This window comes from Pseudomonas sp. MIL9, from assembly GCF_016887925.1.
Taxonomy (GTDB): Bacteria; Pseudomonadota; Gammaproteobacteria; order Pseudomonadales; family Pseudomonadaceae; genus Aquipseudomonas; species Aquipseudomonas mohnii.
In genome coordinates this window covers 74,438-99,383 of the sequence record NZ_JAFEHE010000031.1, presented here as the reverse complement: position 1 = coordinate 99,383, position 24,946 = coordinate 74,438, and the positions used below count along the sequence as shown (strand labels likewise).

At 61.4% G+C, this 24,946-nt stretch carries 23 protein-coding genes; 9 read left to right on the top strand and 14 right to left on the bottom strand.

Features of this window, described 5'->3' with window-relative positions:
• Positions 1 to 30: 30 nt before the first annotated feature.
• A complete protein-coding gene (locus tag JQF37_RS28200) occupies positions 31 to 1,122 on the bottom strand; it encodes a DUF1615 domain-containing protein (RefSeq protein WP_130211006.1) in 1,092 nt (363 codons plus the stop codon).
• Between the two features lie 156 nt (positions 1,123 to 1,278).
• Here JQF37_RS28200 and JQF37_RS28195 point away from each other — a divergent pair, with 156 nt between their 5' ends.
• The gene (locus tag JQF37_RS28195; RefSeq protein WP_130211007.1) at positions 1,279 to 2,808 is read left to right on the top strand and encodes an FAD-dependent oxidoreductase; all 1,530 of its coding nucleotides are present in this window, start codon (positions 1,279 to 1,281) and stop codon (positions 2,806 to 2,808) included.
• Between the two features lie 42 nt (positions 2,809 to 2,850).
• Here the strand turns inward: JQF37_RS28195 and hemB are convergent, their stop codons facing one another.
• Both hemB and JQF37_RS28185 read right to left on the bottom strand, forming a co-directional pair.
• On the bottom strand, positions 2,851 to 3,825 hold the full coding sequence (gene hemB / locus JQF37_RS28190) for a porphobilinogen synthase (RefSeq protein WP_047527463.1): 975 nt from the start codon (positions 3,823 to 3,825) through the stop codon (positions 2,851 to 2,853).
• A gap of 186 nt (positions 3,826 to 4,011) precedes the next feature.
• Positions 4,012 to 4,722, bottom strand: coding sequence for a glutathione binding-like protein (locus JQF37_RS28185; protein WP_130211008.1), 711 nt, complete (start codon positions 4,720 to 4,722; stop codon positions 4,012 to 4,014).
• Positions 4,723 to 5,078: 356 nt separating this feature from the next.
• Here JQF37_RS28185 and JQF37_RS28180 point away from each other — a divergent pair, with 356 nt between their 5' ends.
• Positions 5,079 to 5,753, top strand: coding sequence for a histidine phosphatase family protein (locus JQF37_RS28180; protein WP_130211009.1), 675 nt, complete (start codon positions 5,079 to 5,081; stop codon positions 5,751 to 5,753).
• A gap of 87 nt (positions 5,754 to 5,840) precedes the next feature.
• On the opposite strand, the gene mnmH is transcribed toward JQF37_RS28180, so the two are convergent.
• The 5 genes from mnmH to JQF37_RS28155 form a co-directional block, all read right to left on the bottom strand.
• Positions 5,841 to 6,944, bottom strand: a complete 1,104-nt coding sequence (mnmH, locus tag JQF37_RS28175; protein ID WP_130211010.1) for a tRNA 2-selenouridine(34) synthase MnmH — start codon at positions 6,942 to 6,944, stop codon at positions 5,841 to 5,843.
• Entirely contained in the window at positions 6,944 to 7,978 is a 1,035-nt protein-coding gene (selD, locus tag JQF37_RS28170) for a selenide, water dikinase SelD (protein WP_130211011.1), read from the bottom strand. The genes mnmH and selD overlap by 1 nt, the downstream gene beginning before the upstream one ends.
• A 108-nt stretch (positions 7,979 to 8,086) precedes the next feature.
• On the bottom strand, positions 8,087 to 9,043 hold the full coding sequence (locus JQF37_RS28165; RefSeq protein WP_130211012.1) for a zinc-binding alcohol dehydrogenase family protein: 957 nt from the start codon (positions 9,041 to 9,043) through the stop codon (positions 8,087 to 8,089).
• A gap of 30 nt (positions 9,044 to 9,073) precedes the next feature.
• Entirely contained in the window at positions 9,074 to 9,247 is a 174-nt protein-coding gene (locus JQF37_RS28160) for a DUF1427 family protein (RefSeq protein WP_130211013.1), read from the bottom strand.
• A gap of 107 nt (positions 9,248 to 9,354) precedes the next feature.
• Positions 9,355 to 10,134 carry a helix-turn-helix transcriptional regulator gene (locus tag JQF37_RS28155; RefSeq protein WP_130211014.1) on the bottom strand — a complete coding sequence of 260 codons (780 nt, stop codon included), beginning with the start codon at positions 10,132 to 10,134 and terminating at the stop codon, positions 9,355 to 9,357.
• A 146-nt stretch (positions 10,135 to 10,280) separates the two neighbouring features.
• Here JQF37_RS28155 and JQF37_RS28150 point away from each other — a divergent pair, with 146 nt between their 5' ends.
• Both JQF37_RS28150 and JQF37_RS28145 read left to right on the top strand, forming a co-directional pair.
• A complete protein-coding gene (locus JQF37_RS28150) occupies positions 10,281 to 10,508 on the top strand; it encodes a DUF6555 family protein (RefSeq protein ID WP_047527456.1) in 228 nt (75 codons plus the stop codon).
• Between the two features lie 39 nt (positions 10,509 to 10,547).
• On the top strand, positions 10,548 to 10,820 hold the full coding sequence (locus JQF37_RS28145) for a hypothetical protein (RefSeq protein ID WP_130211015.1): 273 nt from the start codon (positions 10,548 to 10,550) through the stop codon (positions 10,818 to 10,820).
• A gap of 23 nt (positions 10,821 to 10,843) precedes the next feature.
• On the opposite strand, the gene JQF37_RS28140 is transcribed toward JQF37_RS28145, so the two are convergent.
• From JQF37_RS28140 to JQF37_RS28130, 3 genes are all read right to left on the bottom strand, one after another.
• Entirely contained in the window at positions 10,844 to 11,011 is a 168-nt protein-coding gene (locus tag JQF37_RS28140; RefSeq protein ID WP_130211016.1) for a metallothionein, read from the bottom strand.
• Positions 11,012 to 11,978: 967 nt separating this feature from the next.
• Positions 11,979 to 13,661 carry a methyl-accepting chemotaxis protein gene (locus tag JQF37_RS28135; protein ID WP_130211017.1) on the bottom strand — a complete coding sequence of 561 codons (1,683 nt, stop codon included), beginning with the start codon at positions 13,659 to 13,661 and terminating at the stop codon, positions 11,979 to 11,981.
• Positions 13,662 to 13,795: 134 nt separating this feature from the next.
• Positions 13,796 to 15,112, bottom strand: coding sequence for a Na+/H+ antiporter NhaC family protein (locus JQF37_RS28130; protein ID WP_130211018.1), 1,317 nt, complete (start codon positions 15,110 to 15,112; stop codon positions 13,796 to 13,798).
• Between the two features lie 350 nt (positions 15,113 to 15,462).
• Between JQF37_RS28130 and JQF37_RS28125 the strand changes: the two genes are divergently transcribed.
• Both JQF37_RS28125 and JQF37_RS28120 read left to right on the top strand, forming a co-directional pair.
• Positions 15,463 to 17,610 carry a methyl-accepting chemotaxis protein gene (locus JQF37_RS28125; protein ID WP_130211019.1) on the top strand — a complete coding sequence of 716 codons (2,148 nt, stop codon included), beginning with the start codon at positions 15,463 to 15,465 and terminating at the stop codon, positions 17,608 to 17,610.
• A 292-nt stretch (positions 17,611 to 17,902) separates the two neighbouring features.
• Positions 17,903 to 19,579: an MFS transporter gene (locus JQF37_RS28120; RefSeq protein WP_130211020.1), complete on the top strand. Its 1,677-nt coding sequence runs from the start codon at positions 17,903 to 17,905 to the stop codon at positions 19,577 to 19,579.
• A gap of 39 nt (positions 19,580 to 19,618) precedes the next feature.
• On the opposite strand, the gene JQF37_RS28115 is transcribed toward JQF37_RS28120, so the two are convergent.
• From JQF37_RS28115 to JQF37_RS28105, 3 genes are read right to left on the bottom strand one after another with little or no spacing between them, the layout of a single operon-like run.
• The gene (locus JQF37_RS28115; protein WP_204149874.1) at positions 19,619 to 20,935 is read right to left on the bottom strand and encodes a sensor histidine kinase; all 1,317 of its coding nucleotides are present in this window, start codon (positions 20,933 to 20,935) and stop codon (positions 19,619 to 19,621) included.
• Positions 20,932 to 21,600 carry a response regulator transcription factor gene (locus tag JQF37_RS28110; protein WP_130209199.1) on the bottom strand — a complete coding sequence of 223 codons (669 nt, stop codon included), beginning with the start codon at positions 21,598 to 21,600 and terminating at the stop codon, positions 20,932 to 20,934. Before JQF37_RS28110 ends, JQF37_RS28115 begins: the two co-directional genes overlap by 4 nt.
• A 3-nt stretch (positions 21,601 to 21,603) precedes the next feature.
• Positions 21,604 to 21,924: a PepSY domain-containing protein gene (locus tag JQF37_RS28105; protein WP_130209201.1), complete on the bottom strand. Its 321-nt coding sequence runs from the start codon at positions 21,922 to 21,924 to the stop codon at positions 21,604 to 21,606.
• 372 nt (positions 21,925 to 22,296) lie between these two features.
• On the opposite strand from JQF37_RS28105, the gene JQF37_RS28100 reads away from it, so the two are divergent.
• From JQF37_RS28100 to JQF37_RS28090, 3 genes are all read left to right on the top strand, one after another.
• Positions 22,297 to 23,376: a patatin-like phospholipase family protein gene (locus tag JQF37_RS28100; RefSeq protein ID WP_130209203.1), complete on the top strand. Its 1,080-nt coding sequence runs from the start codon at positions 22,297 to 22,299 to the stop codon at positions 23,374 to 23,376.
• Between the two features lie 75 nt (positions 23,377 to 23,451).
• Positions 23,452 to 23,811: a 6-carboxytetrahydropterin synthase QueD gene (queD, locus tag JQF37_RS28095; RefSeq protein ID WP_130209205.1), complete on the top strand. Its 360-nt coding sequence runs from the start codon at positions 23,452 to 23,454 to the stop codon at positions 23,809 to 23,811.
• Positions 23,812 to 23,928: 117 nt separating this feature from the next.
• Positions 23,929 to 24,759 (top strand): alpha/beta hydrolase, encoded by an 831-nt coding sequence (locus JQF37_RS28090; protein ID WP_130209207.1) that lies wholly within the window; start codon positions 23,929 to 23,931, stop codon positions 24,757 to 24,759.
• Positions 24,760 to 24,946: the final 187 nt, after the last annotated feature.

Genomic DNA, 24,946 nt, shown 5'->3' with positions numbered 1-24,946 from the left:
TGCGCAGAACCACCTACGATCATTTGTTCTTCAACCCGCCCGCGCCATACAGCGCTGATAACGCTCATCAACCCGCTTGGCAAACCAGGCCGTGGTCAATTTGCGAGTGATTTTCGGGCTCTGCAGGACGATTCCCGGCAACACTTGCCGAGGCAATGACCGGCCTTCGGCCTGGTCCGCCAGCGCGAAGACCTGCTGATACAACGAGCTGTTCTCGAACGCCAGGCTCTTGCTCTCTTCCAGTTGATCCCTGATCGTCGTGTTGCGCATGCCCAGTTGCTTGCCGAGGCTGCGCACGGCCACTTCGGTGCTGCCGGGCATGATCGAACCGTAATTGACCAAATCGCCATCCAGCGCCAACGCAATGCCCGAGGCACGGCTCACGGCGTTCTGGAACGCAGCATTGCGGCTGGCATACCAACCGGCGTTGAAATCGGCGAAGCGATACAACGGTTGCGGGTAGTTCACCGGGTATCCGAGCAAATGTCTGATACCGAAGTACATCCCGCCGCGCCGAGTGAAGACTTCATGGCGGATCGACCCGTCCACCGGGTAGGGATAGGCCTTGGCGTGCTGCTCGGCAAATTCGATGCTGACCTGCATCGGCCCGCCGGTATGTACCGGGTTGAGGCCGCCAAACAGACTTTTCCCCATGGGCACCATGCCAATGAAGTCATCGAAAATCGCGCTCAGTTCCTTTTCGCTACGCGCCGCGTTGAGGCGCTCGCTGTAACTTTTGCCATTGGGCGAGCGCACCTGCAGCGCCGCACTGACCAACAGGCCGGGGATGTGGGCCTTGGCCGCTCGGCGATCGATCTCGTCGCGAGCGATTTTGCCCAGGCCAGGCACGCTCGGGTCTGCCTGAAAGGTCGACTCCTGCTCGGTGACAGCCAGCACCGAACACAGGTTTTGCGTGGTCGTCTCGATGTTCTGCGCGGCAAACGCCGCCTGGATGTCCGTGGCCCAACCCTGGCGGTCGACGGTTTTGGCCGGCAACAGTCGCATGATTTCGGCCTTGACCTCGGCCGGCGTACGCGCCGGCACCTGCTGCGTGCGTTGACTGCCGCAACCGGCCAGCACCAGCAACGCGACGATGCTCATGATCAATCGATGGGCTTGCATGCTGCTCCAGAAAATCCGTTATGCCGGGCTAACCATACGATCAATGGCCTGTCTGAGGCTATGACCTTGAGCAGTGGCCTTCTCCGTTGGGCAGCCAGCCTGGCCGCCCGCCACGGCTGGACCATACTTGCTCCACACCGCGAGGAGGACAGGCTCATGCACCGAAGCGATGTGTTAATCATCGGCGCCGGCCCGACCGGGCTGGTACTGGCACTCTGGCTAAGCACTCTGGGAGTTCGCGTGCGGATCGTCGACAAGACGTCGGCGCCCGGCACCACCTCGCGGGCGCTGGCCGTGCAGGCACGTACGCTGGAGCTGTACCGCCAACTCGACCTCAGTGCCAGTGTCGTGCAGAAGGGCCATTGCGTGGAGGCCGCCAATTTCTGGGTCAAGGGTGAACCCGTGGCACGCTTGCCGCTGACCCACATCGGCGAGGGCCTGACACCTTACGCCTTCCTCGAAATATTCCCCCAGGACGAACACGAACGGCTGCTGATCAAACGCCTCGAATCCTTTGGCATCACGGTGGAGCGCGACACCGAGCTTGAGGCTTTCGAGGAAACCGTTGACGGCATCAACGCCACGTTGCGTCTGCCCGATGGTCAGCAGGAAACCTGCCAGGCCTGTTACCTGGCCGGTTGCGACGGTGCCCGTTCAGTCGTGCGCAAGGCCCTGGACACCGGATTTCCCGGCGGGACCTACCAGCAGATTTTTTATGTGGCCGATGTGCAGGCCAGCGGCCCGACGTTCAATGGCGAACTGCACGTGGACCTCGATGAGGCGGACTTTCTTGCGGTGTTCCCACTGGCAGGAAGCGGTCGCGCACGCCTGATCGGCACCGTTCGCGATGAGCGCGCCGAGCGTGCTGAAACGCTGCGATTCGAAGACGTCAGCAGCCGGGCCATCGAGCATCTGAAGGTGCAGATCGAACAGGTGAACTGGTTCTCGACCTACCGCGTGCATCATCGGGTGGCCGATCACTTCCGCACCGGACGCGCGTTCTTGTTGGGCGACGCCGCCCATGTGCACAGCCCCGCCGGTGGCCAGGGCATGAACACCGGGATTGGCGACGCCATCAACCTGGCCTGGAAACTCGCCGCCGTTTTGAGCGGCGGCGCCGAGGCCAAACTGCTTGATACTTACGAAACCGAGCGCATCGCCTTCGCCCGAAAATTGGTGGCGACCACCGACCGGGTGTTCAGCTTCGTCACCGCTGAAGGCCCCATGGCCGACCTGCTGCGCACACGCCTGGCGCCCTTACTGATTCCGAAAATGGCCTCGTTCGAGAGGTCCCGTGAATTCCTGTTTCGCACGGTGTCGCAGATCACCTTGAACTACCGCGGCATGCCTTTGAGCACAGGCGTTGCCGGGCAGGTCCATGGTGGCGACCGCCTGCCCTGGGCGCACGACGGCGAAGGGGACAATTTCGAACCGCTCAAATGCCCGAAATGGCAGGTGCATGTGTATGGCGACACCAGCGACGAAATGATCGACTGGTGCATCGAGCATCATTTGCCGCTGCATGTGTTCGACTGGCGGCCGGCGTTTGAAACGGCAGGCCTGGGACGCAACGGGTTTTACCTGTTACGGCCGGATACCTATGTAGCGATTGCCGAAACCTGCTCGGATCCCAAGGTGATCGAGCGGTACTTCCGGGATCACGGGATCCGGCCGTTCATTGGTTGATCCCGAAACCCTCCCGGCTCCTGCGGGGGGGCCGGGTGAATTTCAGATTCCGGCCAATGCCAGGTCCATCGCGAAATACGTGAAGATCAGATCGGCCCCCGCCCGCTTGATCGCGCCAAGACTCTCGCGCACCACGCGGTCTTCATCGATCGCCCCCGCTTGCGCGCCGAACTTGATCATCGCGTACTCGCCACTCACCTGATACGCCGACAGCGGCAAACGCGAAACCTCACGAATATCGCGAATGATGTCCAGGTACGCGCCAGCCGGCTTGACCATCAGCGCATCGGCGCCTTCCTGCTCGTCCAGCAACGATTCGCGCACCGCTTCACGGCGATTCATCGGGTTCATTTGATAGCTTTTACGGTCGCCCTTGAGTGCGCTGCCACCGGCTTCGCGGAACGGTCCGTACAGCGCCGAGGCGAACTTGGTCGAATAGGCCATGATCGCCGTTTGGCTGAAACCGGCCTCGTCGAGTGCCCGGCGAATGGCCTGGACCTGACCGTCCATCGCCGCCGACGGTGCAATCACATCGGCACCGGCACGGGCCGCCGCCACGGCTTGTTTGCCGAGGTTGATCAGGGTCTGGTCATTATCGACTTCGTGATTGTGCAGAACACCGCAGTGGCCGTGGTCGGTGTACTCACAGAAGCAGGTGTCGGACATGACGATCATTTCCGGCACGGCGTCCTTGGCGATGCGCGACATGCGCGACACCAGACCGTCGTCGCGCCAGGTGTCGCTGCCGCTGCTGTCCAGGTGATGTGACACGCCAAAGGTCATCACCGACTTGATCCCGGCCCGGGCATAACGCTCGATCTCGCCGGCCAGTTTCGATTCGGGAATGCGCATCACGCCGGGCATGCTTTTGATCGGTACAAAGTCATCGATCTCTTCTTCGACGAAAATCGGCAGCACCAGGTCGTTGAGGCTGAATTCGGTTTCCTGGAACAGACTGCGCAGGCTCGCATTGCGGCGCAGACGGCGTGGGCGTGCTTCGGGGAACTGACTGGACATGGGCATTCCTGGAAATCGGAGGACAAGACAAAAGTCGTAAGGGGGCAAAGCTTATGCCCTGCGGGGTGCAGGGCACAAACACCCAACGCTCAAGATTGCGTTACTGCAATGACAATAATCCTTTAACAAACACCAACCCCCTGTAGGAGCGAGCTTGCTCGCTCCTACAGGGGGTTGTGCGGTGAATCAGTTCGAAACGGGCTTGGGAATTTCCAGCCCGCGCTTGACCGCCGGCCGCGCCAGGAATTTTTCCAGCACGCGGGTGACGTTGGGGAAGTTCTGGATGCCGACCAGATCGCCTGCTTCATAGAAACCGATCAGGTTGCGCACCCAGGGAAAGGTCGCGATGTCGGCAATGGTGTAGCGCTCGCCCATGATCCAGTCACGACCTTCAAGGCGTTTGTCGAGGACGCCGAGCAGGCGTTTGCTTTCTTCGACGTAGCGGTCACGGGGACGCTTGTCTTCGTAGTCCTTGCCGGCGAATTTATTGAAGAAGCCGAGTTGGCCGAACATCGGCCCGATGCCGCCCATCTGGAACATCAGCCACTGAATGGTCTCGTAGCGCGCAGCCCCTTCCCGGGCCAGCAATTGTCCACTCTTGTCAGCCAGATAAATCAGGATCGCGCCTGACTCGAACAACGGCAACGGCTGGTCGTCGGGGCCGTTAGGATCGAGGATGGCCGGGATCTTGTTGTTGGGGCTTAACGACAGGAATTCGGGGGACATTTGATCGTTGGTGTCAAACCCGACGCGGTGCGGCTCGTAAGGCAAGCCGATCTCTTCGAGCATGATCGAAACCTTGACGCCGTTGGGGGTCGGCAAGGAGTACAGCTGAATCCACTCCGGGTACTGTGCAGGCCATTTTTGGGTGATGGGAAACGCAGACAAATCGGTCATGGGAAGGATCCACGAGAAAATTGAAAGTAGTGATATTAATGCAGGCGTTACGCTGTCGTTATCAATATCACTGATGTTGAAGATCAAGGAATTGCAGCCCTGGTCAGCCCCATAACCTGTACCGTATCCATAATTCAGCAACATCCTGTCGATAACCTTCGCTCCTGTCCGTTCACGGTTGCCGGTAGATTGCTGCGCACTCCGCCGGAATCGAACCAAATGGGCATCAGAGGACTCTGAGCACCGCCCTTGTTGAAACGGACCGGCTCGACGACATGGAAAACACCCGACGCAGGAAATTCGTGGTGTAGAGGTTTGTCAGCCTTAACCGAATGCGCTGAAGAATCCTTTATTCCATGAAGAACTTCCTGAAAATCTCCCATCGCTTCAAACATCGCGCGTATCTATTCCTGCCCGCCCTGCTGGCGGCCAGCGCGTTGTTTCTATCCCTGGAGTCTGGCGAAAGCCGCGCCCAACCGGCAGATGGCACCCAGACGCTGGTGTTCCTGCGTCATGCGGAAAAACCTGCCGGGGGCCTGGGCCAGCTCAATTGCCAGGGCTTGAACCGTGCGATCGAACTGGCCGCCCTGCTTCCGGAAAAGTTCGGCAAGGCCAACTACGTGTTTGCCGCCAACCCGACGCGCAATGTCGAGGAAGGTGAACTGAACAATTCCTACAGCTACATCCGCCCATTGATGACCATCAGTCCCAGCGCGATCAAGCTCGGCTTGCCGGTCAATATCAATTTCTCGGCCAATGACACCAGCGACCTGGCCGATGAACTGCTCCAGGACAAGTATCACAACTCGGTCATTTACACCGCGTGGTCCCACGGCTACCTGCCGGAGTTGATCAACAAGGTCGCCGGGGAAGCGGTCGGCAAGAAACAGAAGATCACCGAAGACTGGGAGTCCAGCGACTATGACTCGCTCTTTGTGCTGACCCTGACCTGGCATAACGGCAAGGCCAGCCTGCAAAGCCACAGCTACAAGCAAGGGCTGGATAACGGGCCGCAGACCTGCCCGAGCTGAGTTGAGCAGGGCCTGATCGGACCTTTTGTGTACGCCACGGCCCCTGTGGGAGCGGGCTTGCCCGCGATGAGGCCGGCAAGACCACCGTCACCCTCGCTGACTACCGCGCTCGCGCAAATACCCCAATACCGCCTCACGATTCCCGGCAAACTCGATCCGCGCGCCCTTCTTTTCCCGCTGAAAGGCATACATCGGATCGTAATACTCGGTCAGCAACCCCTCGATCCAGCCCCGGTGCAGATCCACCGAGCCGCTGCGACCCTGCTCCGCCAAGGCATCTTCCATCAGAATCAGCATCCGTCGATGGCGCTCGCCGCCCAGGCGCTTGTGCACGTTATTCAAACTCTCCAGCATCCGCTCGGAAAACAGCGCAAAACCTTCCTCGCCGCGCACCCGGATGAACTCGGCACACAGGTCCACCACGTAATCGCGCAGGATTCGCTCGACCCGGCCCTCCAGGCTGTCCTCGAGCCAGACCATCGGAAACTGCTGCATGCCCTGATAAAGCGGCAAAGGCAGTGCGCAACTGCCGATCGCGCGACTCTCGTCTTCCAGCACGAATTGCCCGAGGCCCGCGGCGCGCTTCTTCAGCACATCCACCGCCAGGCGGTTTTCGAAATCGATATTGCAAGGTTGCCCCGTGGCGCGCTTGCCGAAACTGGAACCGCGATGATTGGCGTGCCCTTCAAGGTCCAGCCCGTTGCTCAGTTGCAGGAGTACTTCGGTCTTGCCGGTGCCCGTCATGCCCCCCAACAACACGAAATCGCACTGGGCCACCGCTTGATCGAGGGTATCGAGCAAAAAGCTGCGCATGGCCTTGTAGCCACCCGCGACGCGCGGGTAGTCGATACCCGCCTCGTCCCTGAGCCATTGCTGAACGATTTGCGAGCGCAATCCGCCGCGAAAACAATACAAAAGCCCATCGGGATGAGCCCGGGCAAAGTCGGCCCAGGCCTGGATGCGCTCGGCCTTGATCGCGCCAGACACCAGTTGATGGCCCAGTTCGATGGCGGCCTGTTGACCCTGTTGCTTATAGCAAGTGCCAACCCGTTGCCGCTCGTGATCGTCCATCAGCGGCAAATTGACCACACCGGGAAACGAGCCCTTGAGAAACTCGACTGGCGCACGGGCATCCATCAGCGGCCGGTCGTTGAGGAAAATATCGCGGTAATCGGTGCAGTCGGCGAACATCAGGAAACCTCGACTGCATGGCTCTGTCGCTCGACCAATTTACCGATGGGCACAAGGTCCAGGCCCATTTGCGCAGCGGTCGCCAGAAACGTGTCGTTACCCTCGGGCGTCACGGCGATCAACAGACCTCCGCTGGTCTGCGGGTCGCATAACACGTTTTTGTGCAATTCCTGCAATCGCCCCAGTTTGCTGGCGTAGCTGTCGTAGTTACGCAAGGTCCCACCGGGAATGCAGCCCTGCTCGAGGTAATACTCGACACCCGGCAGACGCGGCACGCGGTCATATTCGATAAGAGCGGTCAGCTGGCTGCCGTCGGCCATTTCCACCAGATGCCCCAACAGACCAAAACCAGTGACGTCGGTCATCGCAGTCACCCCGTCCAGCTTGCCAAAGCGGCTGCCGGGTTTGTTCAGGGTGCACATCCAGTCACGGGCCAGGCCAATGTCGGCATTGCGCAACTTGCCTTTCTTTTCGGCGGTGGTGAGGATGCCGATGCCCAGGGGCTTGGTGAGGTAAAGCAGGCAACCGGCCGTCGCCGTGTCGTTGCGCTTCATGTGGCGCTTTTCCACCAGCCCGGTGACGGCCAGGCCAAAAATCGGCTCCGGTGCGTCGATGGAATGCCCGCCAGCCAACGGAATACCCGCTTCATCGCAGACCGAACGGCCGCCGCGAATCACTTCCCGGGCAATTTCCGGCGCCAGCACATTGACCGGCCAGCCCAGGATGGCGATGGCCATCAACGGGTCGCCACCCATGGCGTAGATGTCACTGATGGCATTGGTGGCCGCGATGCGACCGAAATCGAAGGGATCGTCGACGATCGGCATGAAAAAATCGGTGGTCGATACCACACCGCGCTCTTCATCGATGGCATAGACCGCCGCGTCATCGCGCGAGGCGTTGCCGACCCAGAGCCTGGGGTCCAGATTCTGCGCGCCACTGCCGGCGAGAATCACTTCCAGTACCTGGGGAGAAATCTTGCAACCGCATCCAGCGCCGTGGCTGTACTGGGTCAGGCGAATCGGCTCGCTCATGGGGGCACCTCGGAAGATTGGTGCCGTCGATTCTATCAGAGCACCCTTCTGGCAGTGCATTGCATCGCCGCCCCGAGGGGAGCGAGCCCGCTCCCACCGGGGGTGGTGTTACGGCAACAGGATCACTTTGTCACCGCTGCCCTGATTGACCTCGGCATAACGCTCCAGGCCTTCAGCCAATGGCGACTCGAACAGCCCCTGGGGCAACGGCAGCAAGTCCTGATCGAAGAATTGACCGAACTGATCCAGCATCGCCGCGCAGGCTTGTACGCCGTAGAGCAACGAGTTGATACCGACCACCGAACCACCCTTGCGATACAGCGCCAGGGCCGGTAGCTGCACCATGCCATCCACCGGCGCGGCGATGATGGCGATGCGGCCGAAGGTGGCCAATGCCGCAACGGACGCCGGCAACCAGAAGCCGGTGGTGTCGAAAATCACGTCAGCGCCGCCCTTGAAGACGGCATTCACCTGAGCGCCCAGATCCTCGGGCTTGTCCAGTTGCAGCGTCTGAAACCCCTGGTCCTGCAGCTCCTTGACCTGCTCGGGCCGCCGCGCTGCCGCCAACACTTGGGCGCCACGCACCTTGGCCAATGCCAGCGCGGCACTGCCCACCGCGCCGCCGCCGATCACCAGCAAGCGGGTTTCGGCGGTCACCAGGCTGCGCTCCAGTGCATCCCACGCCGTGGTGTAGGGCACGCCCAGACTGGCGGCCTGGGCAAAGCTCAAATGCGTGGGCTTGAGGGCGACGCCATTGGCCGGCAGTTTGACGAATTGTGCGTGGGAGCCATCGGCGAAAAAACCCAGTTCGCGACCTGTGCCCCAGACGTGTTGACCGACCAGCGCCTGCGGGCCTTCAACGACGATGCCGGCAAAGTCGCGACCGGGAATGCGCGGCAACATGGTGTAGGGAAAACGTCCCAGCACGTTCTTCACATCGCTGGGGTTGAGCCCGGCCGCCTTGATTTCGACCAGCACTTCATCGGTGCCGGGAACGGGCGTCGGAACCTCGACGTAGCGCAGGGCCGAGAGGTCGCCGGTTTTGTCGAACTGCAATGCTTTCATAGGGGGTTCCATCGAATGATCAGAAGGGTTTCAGGAGATCCAGCCAGCCATCAACTGGCGACCCATCGGCCAGAGTTTTTCGCCGGCCAGCATGCCGAGCAGGCCTACCAGTGCGATCGCCGGTGGTGCGGGGGAACGAAAATCCAGGGCGCCGTAGAGCAGACCGACACCCAGGCCGATCGCCAGTGAAATGAGGTAGTTCATGACAGACTCCGTGGGCAGTTGGGATATGCCCGAAAGTCTAGTGCGCAGTGCCAACGAGTACCGGCCAAGTGCTTCTGAATTTCGGCCAAACCCTGGCCCTGAAAGCGTCAGCCCGGATGCTGACTGGCCGAAAACTGCGACGGCGCGACACCCAGTTCCCGACGGAACATGTCGCTGAAGCTGCTGGGCGAATAACCCAGTTCACGGGCGATGGCACTGACCGGCACCCCCTGAATCAACTCGGCCACCGCCGTCGCCAGTTGTACCTGGCGCCGCCATTCGGCGAAGCCCATGCCCAGACCGTCCTTGAACAACCGCGCCAGGGTCCGCACGCTGGCGCCGGCGTTTTCCGCGTGTTGCTCGAAAGCGATGTCCAGCGACGGCGCGGCCATGACCGCCTGGCACAGGTTCATCAGGCGCCGGTCGGACTCATCCGGCAGCGGGATCTTCAGCTGAGAGCGCCGGGCCCGCTTGAGCTCCAGCAGCGCCAGTCCCACCAGTGCTTCGTAATACTCGGGCGCACCGTCGTCGCCCTGCTCCACCAGGCCGACGATCAGCTCGCGCAACAAACCGCCGACTTCGATGACCTGGACACTGGCATCGAGCGTTGCCGCCAGCGATGGCCGCAGGTAGATGTTGCGCATTTGCAGGTCCGAGACCACGCGAATCCCGTGAGGCACGCCTGGCGGCAACCAAACCGCCCGTTGCGGCGGCACCACCAGTGCCTCGTGAGGCGTCTCGACCCACATCACGCCACTCATCGCATACAGCAACTGCCCCCAGACATGCTCATGCGGCTCGATGAACAACCCGCGCGGATAAGTGCGCGCCAGCGGTTGCACGGGGACATCGGTGTCACTGAGATCAGGCGGGGCGGCAAGGGCCATGGGCAGCAATCATTGGGGTTGGGAAAGGCTCAATGGTAACGAGGCCTTGAATTTGCCGCCAGCGGCTGCCACCGTCCACCAATCCAAGTGAATTTTCCGTTCGGCCCGTGATCCGTTTATGTACCACAGGGAGGAATACGGGCTATATGAACAATGCAAAACTCTTCGTCATTGAATACACCCTTCATGGCGTCCCCAAATCGTTCATTATCCGTCTGGACAAAATGGACAACGCAGAAGCCTGGCATTGGGCGAGCTGCGACGCGGGAGTGGGCCGGATACCGCGCTTTGGCCGGGAAAAGGTGCAAAAGACCAGCAAGCCGATGGCAGAGAAATTCGGCGTGGAAAACGTCAAGTGGCGGCCGGCCAACTGATGCCCGGCGAGCGACAGGATTGGAGGGGGGGCCAAGTACATGACACTCATCAGCAGCCCTGCGCATCTCGACTATGGTCTGGATACGCTGTTCGGCCGCATCACCAGGAGCGTCGAGTGCCGGGTTGGCCTGGAACAGGTCATGAACGACCCGACCTGCTTCGCGATTCGCGTTCTGCCACCGCTGCCGGAAGATCTCGAACAGGCCAAGACTGTCGTGGTCAGAGTCGAAGGCCGCCGCCTGTCGGGCACCGTCCGACACATCGAACGCCTCGACGATGACAGCCTGAAACTGGAAGTGGAGCCCGACTAGGCTCCACTTTCAACGTAACCGAACTATTTGGCGTGGGCGCACTTGCAGCCCTTGCCGGTACATTCTTCACCGTGCTCGTGGTGCTTGGCGCACGCCTCGCAGCAATAGTGCTTGCCGTGGCGCGCAATCGGATGCGCGCCCAGCTTGCACGAACATTTCGGGCAATCGCAGATACTGTCACTGTTGATCATGAGCCTGACTCCTGAGGTAGTGGTCGTCGGGGCGAGAAGAACAACCCGTGTTACCAGTGTAGGCTGGTGGGCCGCTATCGTCCGAACGCCGCCCGGAACAGGCTCGCTTTTACAGTAGGTCGGGTACACCTTTGGGTGATTGGTCGGCTGTCAGGCCGCCATCGCTCCGATGCGGCGTCCCGACTAGCCAGCTCCTATAGGGGATTGAGTACATCGGCGGGTGATTGGTCGGCTGGCAGGCCGCCTTCGCTGGCAAGCCAGCTCCCACAGGGGATTGAGTACATCTGCAAGTGATTGGTCGGCTATAAGGCCGCCATCGCTGCGATGCGGCGTCCCGACAAGCCAGCTCCCACAGAAAAGCACGACGGCGTACACCCACCCGCTCCTCACCACTCATCAGGCCGAGCGTTAGCTCGCCTGCAGCTCTTGATCTTGATCCACCCGCCCCTTCGGGAGGCTGAGTGGAGGTGTGCATCCGGGGAGTGGCGCGCAGCGCCGTTCGACGCAGTCGAACACGCTGCATGTAGGTCGTCGCGAAGCAGACCGGAGGGCAGTGTCCCCGGAAGGATACCGCAGCGAAGGAACGCCGAGCCTAAGCGAGGGGCCGGACGCTCGGGGCGAGCGTTTTTTTGGTTACTTTTTTTAGGCGCTTGTAAAAAAAGTGACTCGCCGTCAGGGCGAAACCCTAAGCCGCCGTTACCGCAGCAACGGATATGTACTCGATCAACCCAAAACCTGGTCGGCCCAGAGGCCGCCAAGGTCACCCAGCAGATTGCCGTGCCCTGGCCCGGTAGCCGACGCCTGTCGGTGAAGGTCAGGACGGGATCGACTTCTTTGTCGAATGTTTTGGTGAAGAGCCCTATTGCGACAGGCCATAGCATGCCCTCCTACACGAGCCGGCTTGCTGGCGATGGCGCCCTCAAGAACGCTATCGCCGGCAAGCCTGCTCCAGGGGGGGGGTTGCCAATCAGATACGGAACTGCCCGACCAGATTGCCCAGACGCTGCCCCAGATCCGCCAGACTGCGCGAGGTTTGCGCACCAAGCTGGGTTTCATCGGCGACGTTGTCCACCGCCACCGCGATCTGATGCACGCTGCGGTTGATCTCTTCGGCCACGGCGGTCTGTTCTTCGGCGGCGCTGGCGATCTGTGCGTTCATCGAATTGATGGTGGCAATCAACTGGGCCATGGTATCGAGCGACGCGCCCGCTTCGTTGGCCTGGGCCGAGGTGCCGTCGCCGGCTTCACTGGAACGGCGCATCGCTTCCACCGCCGACTGGGTGCCGGCCTGCAAGCGGTCGATCATGCCCTGGATTTCCTGGGTACTGATTTGCGTGCGGCTGGCCAGGGCCCGTACTTCATCGGCCACCACTGCGAATCCGCGACCAGCCTCACCGGCGCGCGCCGCTTCAATGGCAGCATTGAGCGCCAGCAGGTTGGTTTGTTCGGCAATCGAACGGATCACCCCGAGCACGCTGACAATCGACGACACGTCTTTTTGCAAGCTGTCGAGGGACACACCGCTGCTGCGAATGTCGTCCACCAACGCATGAATCTTCACGATGCTGCCAGCCACCACACGCTTGGCGGCCTGGCCTTCTTCGTCGGTCTGCTGGGCGGCCACCGCCGCGTTTTGCGCACTCTTGGCCACTTCCTGAGCCGCCGCCGACATTTCATTGATTGCCGTGGCGACTTGATCCGTCTCGTGACGCTGACGCTCCATGGCCTGGTCAGAACGGTGCGCCTGATCGGAAACCTGATGCACCAACCCGGTCAGCTGCGTGGTCATTTCGGTGATCTGGCGCACCAGGCCGTGGATCTTGTCGACAAAACGGTTGAACGATCCGGCCAGTTGGCCCAACTCATCCTGGCGGGTGATGGTCAGGCGACGGGTCAGGTCGCCCTCGCCCGCCGCAATGTCGTCCAGGTTGGCTTTCATCAGGTTCAGCGGACGCAAAATGGTATTGGCCAGAAGCATCCCGGCAGCGGCGATCACCAGCAGCACCACCACGGCGACGCCGACGATGCTCAGCACCACACCTTCCATGCGCTCCTGAACCTTGGCCTCAACCACCGCAACTTGCGCCTCGATGCCGTCCAGATTCACCGAAGTACCCACCGCCATGTCCCACTTCGGCAGGTATTCGGTGTATCCGAGCTTGGGCACCAGCACCTGGTTGTTGCTGGGCAGCGGCGAGCTGTATTGCAGGTAGTGAGTACCGTCCTTGGCGACCTTCACCAGATCACGGTTGACGTAGACGCCGTTCGGGTCGCGGTTGTCCTTGAAGCTCTGGCCCACGCCTTCGGGGCTGTTGGCCTTGAACAGCCGCACGGTGTTGGAGTCGTAGCCGAAGAAGTAGCCTTCCTTGCCGTAGGCGATGCTCGACAGCAACTTGATCGCCTGGGCCCGCGCCGCGTCATCGCCAGGGGCTGCCGCGTCGTAGAGCGGTTTGATCGCGGTCATGGCCACGGCGACGTAGCTTTGCAGGGTGGCCTTGGCATCGCTGAGCAAGCGCTCGCGGGTTTCCTCGACTTCGTGGCGCGCCTGCGCCTGCAGGATGAACAACGTGGTCAGGCTGATGACCAGCGCAAAGAGCAACACCGGGAGGACGGCAAGGGACAGGACTTTGGCCTTCAGGCTCATGCGCATGACGTTCACTCTTTTTTGATTTTATTGGCGTGGTTAAAGGCGTTAACGGCAGGCCAGGTCAAAAGTTGAACACGTTCATCGGGAACACTGGAGCCTCCTGTGGGAGCGAGCTGGCTCCCACAGGTGTTGCGGGGTTAGAGCACCATCGCCGCTACCCAGCCAAACGCGAGCAATGGCAGGTTGTAGTGCAGGAAGGTCGGGACCACGGTGTCCCAGATGTGGTGATGCTGGCCGTCGATATTCAGACCGGAGGTCGGGCCGAGGGTCGAGTCCGAGGCGGGCGAACCGGCGTCACCGAGTGCGCCGGCGGTGCCGACGATGCAGACGATCGCCAGCGGGCTGAAACCCAATTGCACGCACAGCGGCACGAAGATCGCCGCCAGAATGGGCACGGTGGAAAACGACGAACCGATGCCCATGGTCACCAACAGCCCCACCAGCAACATCAACAAGGCGCCGATGCCCTTGCTGTGGTCGATCCAGGACGCCGACGATTCGACCAGTGTCTGCACTTCACCGGTGGCCTTCATCACTTCGGCGAACCCCGAGGCGGCGATCATGATGAAGCCGATCATCGCCATCATCTTCATGCCTTCGGTGAACAGGTCATCGGTGTCGCGCCATTTGACGATGCCCGACACCGAAAAAATCAGGAAACCCACCAGTGCACCGATGATCATCGAGTCCAACAGCAGTTGCACAATGAAGGCGGCGGCAATCGCCACCCCGGCCACCATCAGGCTCAGCGGGTTGTACTGCACCGCGACCTGCTCGACTTGCTCGATTTTCTCCAGGTTATAGACGCGCTTCTTGCGGTAGCTGATAAACGCGATCAGCAGGCCCGCCACCATGCCCAGCGCCGGAATGCCCATGGCGTGAGTGACATTGATGCCGGTGATGTCCACGCCGCTGCGGGCCACGTTGGCCAGCAGGATTTCATTGAGGAAGATATTGCCGAAGCCCACCGGCAGGAACATGTACGGCGTAATCAAACCGAAGGTCATGACACAGGCGATCAAACGTCGATCCAGTTGCAGCTTGGTCAGTACATAAAGCAGCGGCGGCACCAGCAACGGGATAAAGGCGATATGTATCGGCAGAATATTCTGCGAGGCAATGGCCACCACCCACAGCAGGCCGATCAGCAACCACTTGACCTGACCACCCCCGCTGGCGTGCTGGCGATCGACCATCGCCAACGCCTTGTCGGCCAGGGCATGGGCCAGGCCGGACTTGGCGATGGCCACGGCAAACGCACCGAGCAATGCGTAGGACAGCGCCACCGTCGCCCCGCCGCCGAGGCCACTGTTGAAGGCCTTGAGCGTCGCGTCGATGCCAAGGCCGCCGGTCAGGCCACCCACCAGCGCACCGACGATCAGCGCGATGACCACATGCACGCGGGACAGGCTGAGTATCAGCATGATGCCGACCGCGGCAATCACTGCATTCATTTCATTACCTCGAGACAAACGGAAAGAGTCCGTCCGGCAGTCTGCGTGAGCCGCCAGCGGATAAAGGAATGGGTTTTATTAGAGGGCGCGCACTGTGCCTCAGGCTCGCCTTCGTGTCAAAGCGGCCGGGCCCTGTGCAGATGTAACGGCATATGAATACCTGTAGGAGCGAGCCAGCTCGCGATGCAAATGAGAGCACCGAGGGGTATCAGGATTCCATCGTCATCGTTGGCGACCATCGCGAGCAGGCTCGCTCCTGCAGGGCGATTAACGATACACGGGATAAAGAAACCAGAATCCCGGCCGTTACAGTACAAAGTCTCAGATATATATCGAATAAGGACGTCTCCATGTCACTCAAGCAACTGTCCATTCAATGGAAAATCACCCTGCTGGCCGGGCTTTGCCTGGCGGGCATCGTGACCCTGCTGGTGGGTCTTTCGCTGTATCGCATGGAGACCAGCTCGGAATTGGTGAAAGCCTCGAGCATGGAAATGCTGACCGAATCCGCCCAGGCACGGATCGAGTCCCAGGGTGAAAACCAGGCGCTGGGCATTCGCCAGCAGTTCATGGACGCCTATCAATATGGCCACGGCTTTTCGCGCCAGGTGCTGTTTCTGCGCGACCAGGCCGAAAAGCGCTTTCTCGATGCCTTCGACTTGCGCGAAGACCTGACCCGCCAGGTCAAGTCGGCACTGCAAGCCAACCCTGACCTGCTCGGCCTGGCCCTGGTGTTCGAGCCCAACGGCCTGGATGGCAAGGACGAACTGTTTGCCGGCCAGAGTGACGTCGGCAGCAATGAAAAGGGGCGTTTCGCCTTGTACTGGTCGCAACCGACGCCAGGCCAGCTGACCTCCATGCCATTGCCGGAAAAAGACATCGCCGACGCCAGCACCGGCCCCAGCGGCGAAGCGGCCAACGCCTGGTTCACCTGCCCGCGCACCACCCTCAAGCCCTGCGTGATCGAGCCCTACTTCTATACGATCGACGGCCAGAACGTGCTGATGACCAGTATCGTTTTCCCCCTGATGCTCAACGGCAAGCTCATCGCCTCGCTGTCGGTGGACATCAACCTCAACAGCCTGCAAACGATCAGCCAGAACGCCAGCAAAAAGCTCTATGACGGCCAGACCAGCGTCAGCATTCTCAGCCCGGTCGGTTTGCTCGCCGGCTACAGCCCCGACGCCAGCAAACTCAGCCAGCGCCTGGAAACCGTGGACAAGACCAACGGTGCCGAGCTGGTAAGCATGCTCGCCGCCAGCACCAAGACCGCCAGCCTGCACAGCCAGCAACAGCTCAAGGTGCTGTCGCCGTTCCAGCCGATTCCCGGTGGCAAAACCTGGGGCGTATTGCTCGACGTCCCGGAAAAAGTGTTGGTTGGCCCCGCCGAAACCCTGAAAAAGCAACTGGATGAAAGCAACACCGCCGGCACCCTGACGGAACTCGCATTGGGCGTTCTGGCGGCGTTGATTGGCCTGCTCCTGGTCTGGCTGATGGCTCGCAGTGTGACCAGACCGATCCTCGGCGTGGCGCACATGCTCGAAGACATCGCCAGCGGCGAAGGCGACCTGACCCGACGCCTGGCCTACGACAAACAGGATGAACTGGGCCAGTTGGCCGGCTGGTTCAACCGTTTCCTCGACAAGCTGCAGCCGATCATCGCCGAGGTCAAACGCTCGGTGCAGGACGCCCGCAGCACTGCGGACCAGTCCTCCGCCATCGCCACCCAGACCAGCGCCGGCATGGAGCAGCAATACCGCCAGGTGGATCAGGTCGCGACCGCTTCCCACGAAATGAGCGCGACCGCCCAGGACGTTGCCCGCAGCGCCGCACAAGCGGCACAGGCTGCGCGGGATGCCGATCAGGCGACCCGTCAGGGCCTGACCGTGATCGACCGTACCACCACCAGCATCGACAACCTCGCCGCCGACATGAGCGCGGCAATGGTGCAAGTCGAAGGCCTGGCGGCCAACAGCGAGAAAATCGGTTCGGTGCTGGAAGTGATCCGCGCCATCGCCGAACAAACCAACCTGCTGGCGCTCAACGCGGCCATCGAAGCGGCCCGTGCCGGTGAAGCCGGCCGTGGTTTTGCCGTGGTCGCCGATGAAGTGCGCAACCTGGCGCGGCGCACCCAGGAGTCGGTGGAAGAAACCCGCCTGGTGATCGAACAACTGCAAAGCGGCACCCAGGATGTGGTCGGTTCGATGGGCAACAGCCATCGACTGGCCCAGGGCAGCGTCGATCAGGTCGGCCAGGCCGTGACCGCGCTGCGCCAGATCGGCGATGCCGTGACAGTGATCAGTGACATGAACCTGCAGATTGCCAGCGCCGCCGAAGAACAAAGCGCGGTGGCCGAGGAGATCAACAATAACGTGGCGACCATCCGTGACGTGACTGAATCGCTGTCGGGTCAGGCCAATGAATCGGCGCGGGTGAGCCAGTCGCTCAACAGCCTGGCCAATCAACAGCAGAGCCTGATGGACCAGTTCCGCGTCTGACCCCGCCCCCCTGTAGGAGCGAGCCTGCTCGCGATGGAGTATCAGTTGGCACCTCGGTGACTGACACACCATCGCGAGCAGGCTCGCTCCTACAGGGGCCGCCATCATGATGGCGAGTGGACATCCCCCAGACGTTGATTATGCTTTAAGGAACCTTGCAGCGATTCGAGGCGTCCACCCTGCATGCACGCTTCGCGCAATCGCTCATCCGACGACATCAGCCCCAGGGCCAGGGTGCGCCAGCGGTAAGGAAAAACTCCGGCCTACGACAAGAGCAAGACGGAGAACACTCATGGCAGCCATCGACACTGCAACTTCGGGCAGCGCCCCCGGACACGGCATCACCAGGGAAGAGCGCAAGGTCATTTTCGCCTCGTCCCTGGGCACCGTGTTCGAGTGGTACGACTTCTACCTGTACGGTTCCCTCGCCGCGATCATCGCCAAGCACTTCTTTGCCGGCGTCAACGAGACCACCTCATTCATCTTTGCCTTGCTCGCGTTCGCCGCCGGCTTCGCCGTGCGGCCGTTCGGGGCGATTGTGTTCGGCCGGTTGGGCGACATGATCGGGCGCAAACACACCTTTCTCATCACCATCGTGATCATGGGTCTATCCACCGCCGTGGTCGGTTTTCTACCCGGTTACGCAACCATTGGCGTGGCGGCACCGATCATCCTGATCACCCTGCGCCTGTTGCAAGGCCTGGCCCTGGGCGGTGAATACGGCGGCGCGGCGACCTACGTGGCCGAGCACGCGCCGAAAGGCAAGCGTGGCTACTTCACTTCGTGGATCCAGACCACCGCGACCCTCGGCCTGTTTCTGTCGCTGCTGGTGATCCTGGCCTGCCGCACGGCGCTGGGCACCGAAGCCTTCGAAACCTGGGGCTGGCGGATTCCATTTCTGCTGTCGATCCTGCTGTTGATCGTTTCGGTGTACATCCGCTTGCAGCTCAGCGAATCGCCGGTGTTCATGAAAATGAAGGCTGAGGGCAAGGCCTCCAAGGCGCCACTGACCGAATCCTTCGCCCGCTGGGAGAACCTCAAGATAGTGATCATGGCCCTGCTCGGCGGCACCGCCGGCCAGGCTGTGGTCTGGTACACCGGGCAATTCTATGCGCTGTTCTTTCTGCTGCAGACGCTGAAGATCGACCCGCAGACCGCCAACTTGCTGATCGCCGGCTCGCTGCTGATCGGCACGCCGTTCTTCGTCATCTTCGGCAGCCTGTCCGACCGCATCGGCCGCAAGGGCATCATCATGGCCGGTTGCATCCTCGCGGCAGTGACCTATTTCCCGATCTTCCATGCGCTGACCCAGTACGGTAACCCCGATGTCTTCATTGCGCAGGAGAAGAACCCGGTCACGGTGATCGCCGATCCCGCTCAGTGCTCGTTCCAGTTCGACCCAGTGGGCAAGGCCAAATTCACCAGCTCCTGTGACCTGGCGAAAACCCTCTTGGCAAAACGGGCCATCCCCTACAAGAACGTGACCGCCGAACCGGGCACCGTCGCGCAGGTCCGCATCGGCGATAAAGTGATCCCCAGCTTCGAAGGCACCGGCTTGCCGGCCGCCGACTTCAAGACCCGCAACGACGCCTTCACCGCCACGCTCGCCACTTCGCTCAAGGACGCCGGCTACCCCGAGAAGGCTGACCCGGCCAAGACCAACTACCCGATGGTGCTGCTGTTGCTGACGATCCTGGTGATCTACGTGACCATGGTCTACGGCCCGATTGCCGCCTGGCTGGTGGAACTGTTCCCGGCGCGCATCCGCTACACCTCGATGTCACTGCCCTACCACATCGGCAATGGCTGGTTCGGCGGCTTCCTGCCGACGGTGGCGTTCGCCATGGTCGCAGCCACCGGCGATATCTACTACGGGCTGTGGTACCCGATTGTCATTGCGGTGATGACGGCCATCCTGGGCATTTTCTTCATGCCGGAAACCAAGGATCGGGAGATTCATCACACCTGAACCTGACACCACACAAACCAATGTGGGAGCGAGCTGGCTTCAGGTGCGCCCGGGCAACTCGATCAGCACTTTCAGCCCGCCCCACTCGCTTTCCTGCAATACCAACGCCCCGCCCCACGCCTCGACGATATCGCGGACGATCCCCAAACCCAGGCCGTGTCCGTCAGTCTGTTCATCCAGCCGGGTGCCGCGGCTGAACACCTGCGCGCGGCGGTCTTCGGGGATGCCAGGCCCGTCGTCTTCCACACTCAGTTCAAAGCCTTCGACGGTTTCGAGCACGCTCAGTCGCACTTCGGCATCCGCCCATTTGCAGGCGTTATCCAGCAGATTACCGAGCAATTCCAGCACATCCTCGCGATCCCACGGCAATTGCAGGCCCGCCGCGGCGCGATAGCTCAGCGTCAAATGTTCACCGTGGATCATGTTCAAGGTCGCCAGCAGTCCTGGCAGTTCCCCAGCGCAATCAAACAGTGCCCCCGGCAGCGTATCGCCGGCCAGACGGGCACGGTTGAGCTCGCGATTGAGCCGTTGCTGCACCTGCTCCAGTTGTTCCTTGAGGGTCTTGCGCAATTGCGGATGCGCGTCCAGCTGTGCACTTGAGGCCAGGCTCAGCAATACCGCCAGCGGGGTTTTCAAGGCGTGGCCGAGGTTGCCCAGGGCATTGCGCGAACGCTTGAGGCTGTCTTCGGTGTGGGCCAGCAGGTGGTTGATCTGCGCCACCAGCGGCTCCAGTTCCACCGGCACCTGATCATCGAGTTGCGAGCGTTGGCCCTGCTGCAACTGAGCGATCTGTTCGCGGGCCTTTTCCAGCGGGCGCAAGGCGCGCCGCACGGTGATTCGTTGCAGCAGCAGAATCAGCAACAATCCCGCCAGCCCGAGCCCCAACCCCACCTGCTGCATGCGCCGGAAGCTCTCGCGCACCGGGGTGTAGTCCTGCGCCACGCTGATGGAGATCGACTGACCCAGGCGGCGATAGTCCGAGCGCAGCACCAGCAACTGCTGCCCTTCGGGTCCCAATTGCAGGTTGCTGTCCAGGCCGGGCTGTTCGAGACGTGGCAGCTCCTGGTCCCACAACGAACGGGAACGCCAATGGCTGTCAGCAAAATCGATGCGGAAATAATGCCCGGAAAAGGGTCGTTGATAGGCCGGTGCCAGGTGCCTTTCGTCCAGCTGCAAACCTTGCGGGCCACGCACCAGCGCCACCAACAGGTTTTCGCTGTCATTGCGCAGCCCGGCTTCGAGGTAGCGCTGCAACCCCATTTCAAACAGCCACAGGCTGGTCTGCGCCAGCACCAGGCCGACAATCACCATCACGCTGATCAGGCCCAGACTCAAGCGGCGCTGGATCGACCTCACCGGGTTTGCCCACCGAACAGATAACCCTGGCCGCGACGGGTCTCGATCACGCTGCGCCCGAGTTTGCGCCGCAGGTGATTGACGTGGACCTCCAGCACATTGGAGTCGCGTTCGGTCTCGCCGTCGTAGAGGTGTTCGGCGAGGTGGCCTTTGGAGAGGATCTGATCCGGGTGCAACATGAAATAGCGCAGCAAGCGGAATTCGGCGGCGGTCAGTTGAATCTCGGCACCGTCGCGGGTCACACACTGACGCCCTTCATCCAGCTGCAGGCCCGCAGCCTTGAGGGTCGGGTGATTGACCTGGCCGTGGGAACGGCGCAGCAACGCCTGGACTCGCAGGTGCAACTCTTCGGGATGAAAGGGTTTGGTCAGGTAATCGTCGGCACCGGCCTTGAGGCCTTCGATGCGCTCGGCCCAGGAGTCGCGGGCGGTGAGGATCAGCACCGGCGTGGGCAAACCTTCGGCACGCCAGCGGGCCAACACTTCAAGCCCTGACAATCCCGGAAGGCCGAGGTCGAGGATGATCAGGTCGTAAGGCTCGGTGCTGCCCTGATGGACCGCGTCGCGACCGTCGGCCAGCCAGTCCACGGCGTAGCCCTGGCGATTAAGGCCGGCCATCAGTTCGTCGGCCAGGGGCACATGGTCTTCCACCAGGAGCAAACGCATCGGTCAATCTTCCTTGTCTTTGAGTAAACGGCCCGTGGCGGCGTCGATATCGAGCTCTCGCACCACGCCTTCAGCGGTCAGCAACTCGACTTCATAAATGTAGACGTCGTGCTTCTCTTCGAGCTCGGCTTCCAGCAGCTTGGCCCCTGGATAGCGGTCCAGCGCCTGCTGCAACACTTGCTCGAGCGGCAGGATGATCCCTTGCTGGCGCAAGCGCAGGGCTTCGTCCTGGTCCAGGTCGCGGGCCATGACCACCGAACAGAAAGCCAGCAACACCAGCGCCAGGCTGGCCGCGCGCCGTGTGGAAAAAGAAAGCAGCGTCATTACGAATCCTGATGATCCTTGAGTCACTGGCCGCCGACCGCGTCTGGCCGACCGCGTCTAATTGCAGATCCCGGTCGATGCCGCGGCGTTGAGTTTCTCGAAAGGCACAATGGTACCAGCGTCGTGCAACCTCGAGGCTTTGTCCGGCCCCTGGGTGTTGCATACGAGTTCCACCTTAGCGACCTGAACTTAATTGAAACTGAATGGCCATCATAGGGCCGCAGTGGCAAGCAGATACAGATGCAAACCCTGTGGGAGCGAGCCCGCTCGCGATGACGGTGGCCCATCCAAAATCAATGCAGCTGCACCAGCGCTATCGCGAGCAGGCTCGCTCCCACATAATTCATCCGCTTGCCCGACATCGAGACCGGTATGACAGCCATCCACATCAAGTTCCCTTCCCTGACGCTCAAGGCCGGTCCCCGTACCTTTGCGCGCATCCGTGAAAACGGCCTGAGCGCCATCGATGTCGGCACGCTACCGGGTGCCGCCGGTGGCCCGAAGGCGCTGGGGATACAAGGGCTGGACCTGGCGTTGTTCGGCGAATGGCTGCCGGCGGCGCCCCGGGAGCGCTCGCTGATCGGTGCATCGGTCGGTTCCTGGCGCTTTGCCAGTGCCTGCCTGCCGGACGCCGCCGAGGGCATCCGCCGCCTCGGCCACCTCTACACCGAGCAGAACTTCGCCAAAGGCGTGACCATGGCGCAGATCAGCCAGAGCTCGCGGCGCATGCTCGATGAGCTGCTCGACGGCCGCGACGCCGCCCTGCTCGACAACGCCCATTACCGCTTGAACATCATGGTGGTCAAAAGCCACGGCCTGCTCGCGGACGATCATCGCGGCCGCCTGGGCCTGGGGCTGTCGTCGGTGATCGCCGACAACCTGCGCGGCCGCGCGCGGCTGTCGCGGCACTTCGAACGGCTGATCATCCACGACCCGCGCCTGGCGCCGCCGGTCAACGCGCTGAACGACTTTCCGTCGCGTTTCGTCGCACTGAACGCTGGCAATCTGCGCCAGGCCTTGCTCGCCTCGGGCTCGATTCCGATGGTGATGGAAGGCGTGCGCGACCTGCCGGGTGCAGGCACCGGGACCTTCCGCGATGGCGGTCTGCTGGACTACCACCTCGACCTGCCCTACAGCGGCGACGACATCGTGCTCTACCCGCATTTCACCGATCGGGTGATTCCGGGCTGGTTCGACAAAACCCTGCCATGGCGCCGCGCCTGCCCTTCGCGTTTGCAGAATGTGTTGTTGCTGGCACCGTCCAGGGAATACCTGGCGCGCCTGCCCTACGGCAAACTGCCGGATCGTAATGACTTCAAACGCTTCATGGGCGACGCCCCGAGCCGGCAGAAATACTGGCGCGCGGCGATGGATGAAAGCCGTCGCCTGGGTGATGAATTCCTTGAACTGGCCGCCAACGGTCGCCTCGGCGAGCGCTTGCTGACCCTTTAGTCAGGACAAGCTGTTAAACTCGCCGCCTGCCCCTATCGCTGCGGCGATCGCCACCTGAACAGAGCTGAAAACACTGTGGAAATCTTCAAGGAATTTACTTTCGAATCCGCCCACCGCCTGCCCCACGTCCCGGACGGCCACAAGTGCGGTCGCCTGCACGGCCATTCGTTCAAAGTGGCGATTCACCTGAGTGGCGATATTGATCCGCACACCGGCTGGATCCGTGACTTTTCGGAAATCAAGGCGATCTTCAAGCCGCTGTATGAGCGTCTGGACCACAACTACCTGAACGACATTCCTGGCCTGGAAAACCCGACCAGCGAAGTACTGGCCAAATTCATCTGGGCCGAACTCAAGCCCCTGCTGCCGGAACTCAGTGCGATTCGTATCCACGAGACGTGCACCAGCGGTTGCATCTATCGCGGCGAGCTGTAGGAGCGAGCCTGCTCCTACAGAAGAAATGCGTTTCGTCAGTGATATAAAAAACAGCCTTCAACGGCTGTTTTTTTATGCCTATGCTTTTTGGCTTTCACACGCCAAGAGGACTCGCCCATGATTGACTGGCCACTGGCTCAGAGCTACCGCTTCAATGGTCACTCCGTTCGCTATGCGGTAAGGGGCGACGGCCCGCCGTTGGTGTTCGTGCATGGCACGCCTTTCTCTTCTTATGTCTGGCACCGGATTGCACCGCACTTCATCACCTCGCACCGGGTGCATTACTTCGATCTGTTGGGCTATGGGCAATCCGAGAAGGTCGACGGCGACGTGTCGCTGGGTGTGCAAAATCAACTCTTGGCGCAGCTGCTGGAGCATTGGGGGCTGGATCGTCCCGATGTGGTGGCCCATGATTTTGGCGGCGCGACCGCCCTGCGCGCCCACCTGTTGAACGGCAAGGAGTACCGCAGCCTGACACTGATCGATCCGGTGGCGCTGACACCCTGGGGTTCGCCGTTCGTGCAGCATGTTCGCCAGCATGAGGCAGCGTTCAGCGGGCTGCCCGACTACATTCAGCGCGCCATCGTACCGACCTATATTCGCGGGGCGATCAAGCGGGATATCCCTGATGACGAGCTCGCACCTTACGTGCAACCGTGGGTGGGCGACCCCGGGCAAGCGGCGTTTTATCGGCAGATCGCCCAAATGGACGAGCGCTACACCCGCGAGGCCGAGGGCTTGTACCCGACGATCCGCTGCCCGGTGCAGATTCTCTGGGGTGAAGACGATCAATGGATCCCCATCGAACGCGGGCGCGCCCTGCAACAGATGATTCCGGGAGCGCAATTTCACGCCATTCCCAACGCCGGTCATCTGGTCCAGGAAGACGCCCCCGAAGCCATTGTTGCGGCGCTGATGCGCTTTTTGCCGCAGCACCCGTCTTCCTGAAGAAATAGCCCTTGTGGGCGCGAGCTTGCTCGCGATGACGGCATCAACCGCGACACTGGGTTGACTGACCCAACGCCATCGCAAGCACGCTCGCCCGACATTTGCACAGGCAAGATCAATGACGCTGGCAGGGATTGCCTCCGTCGCGCTAACGTAGAGTCATTGTCTATCGAAAAGGACGCTCCTG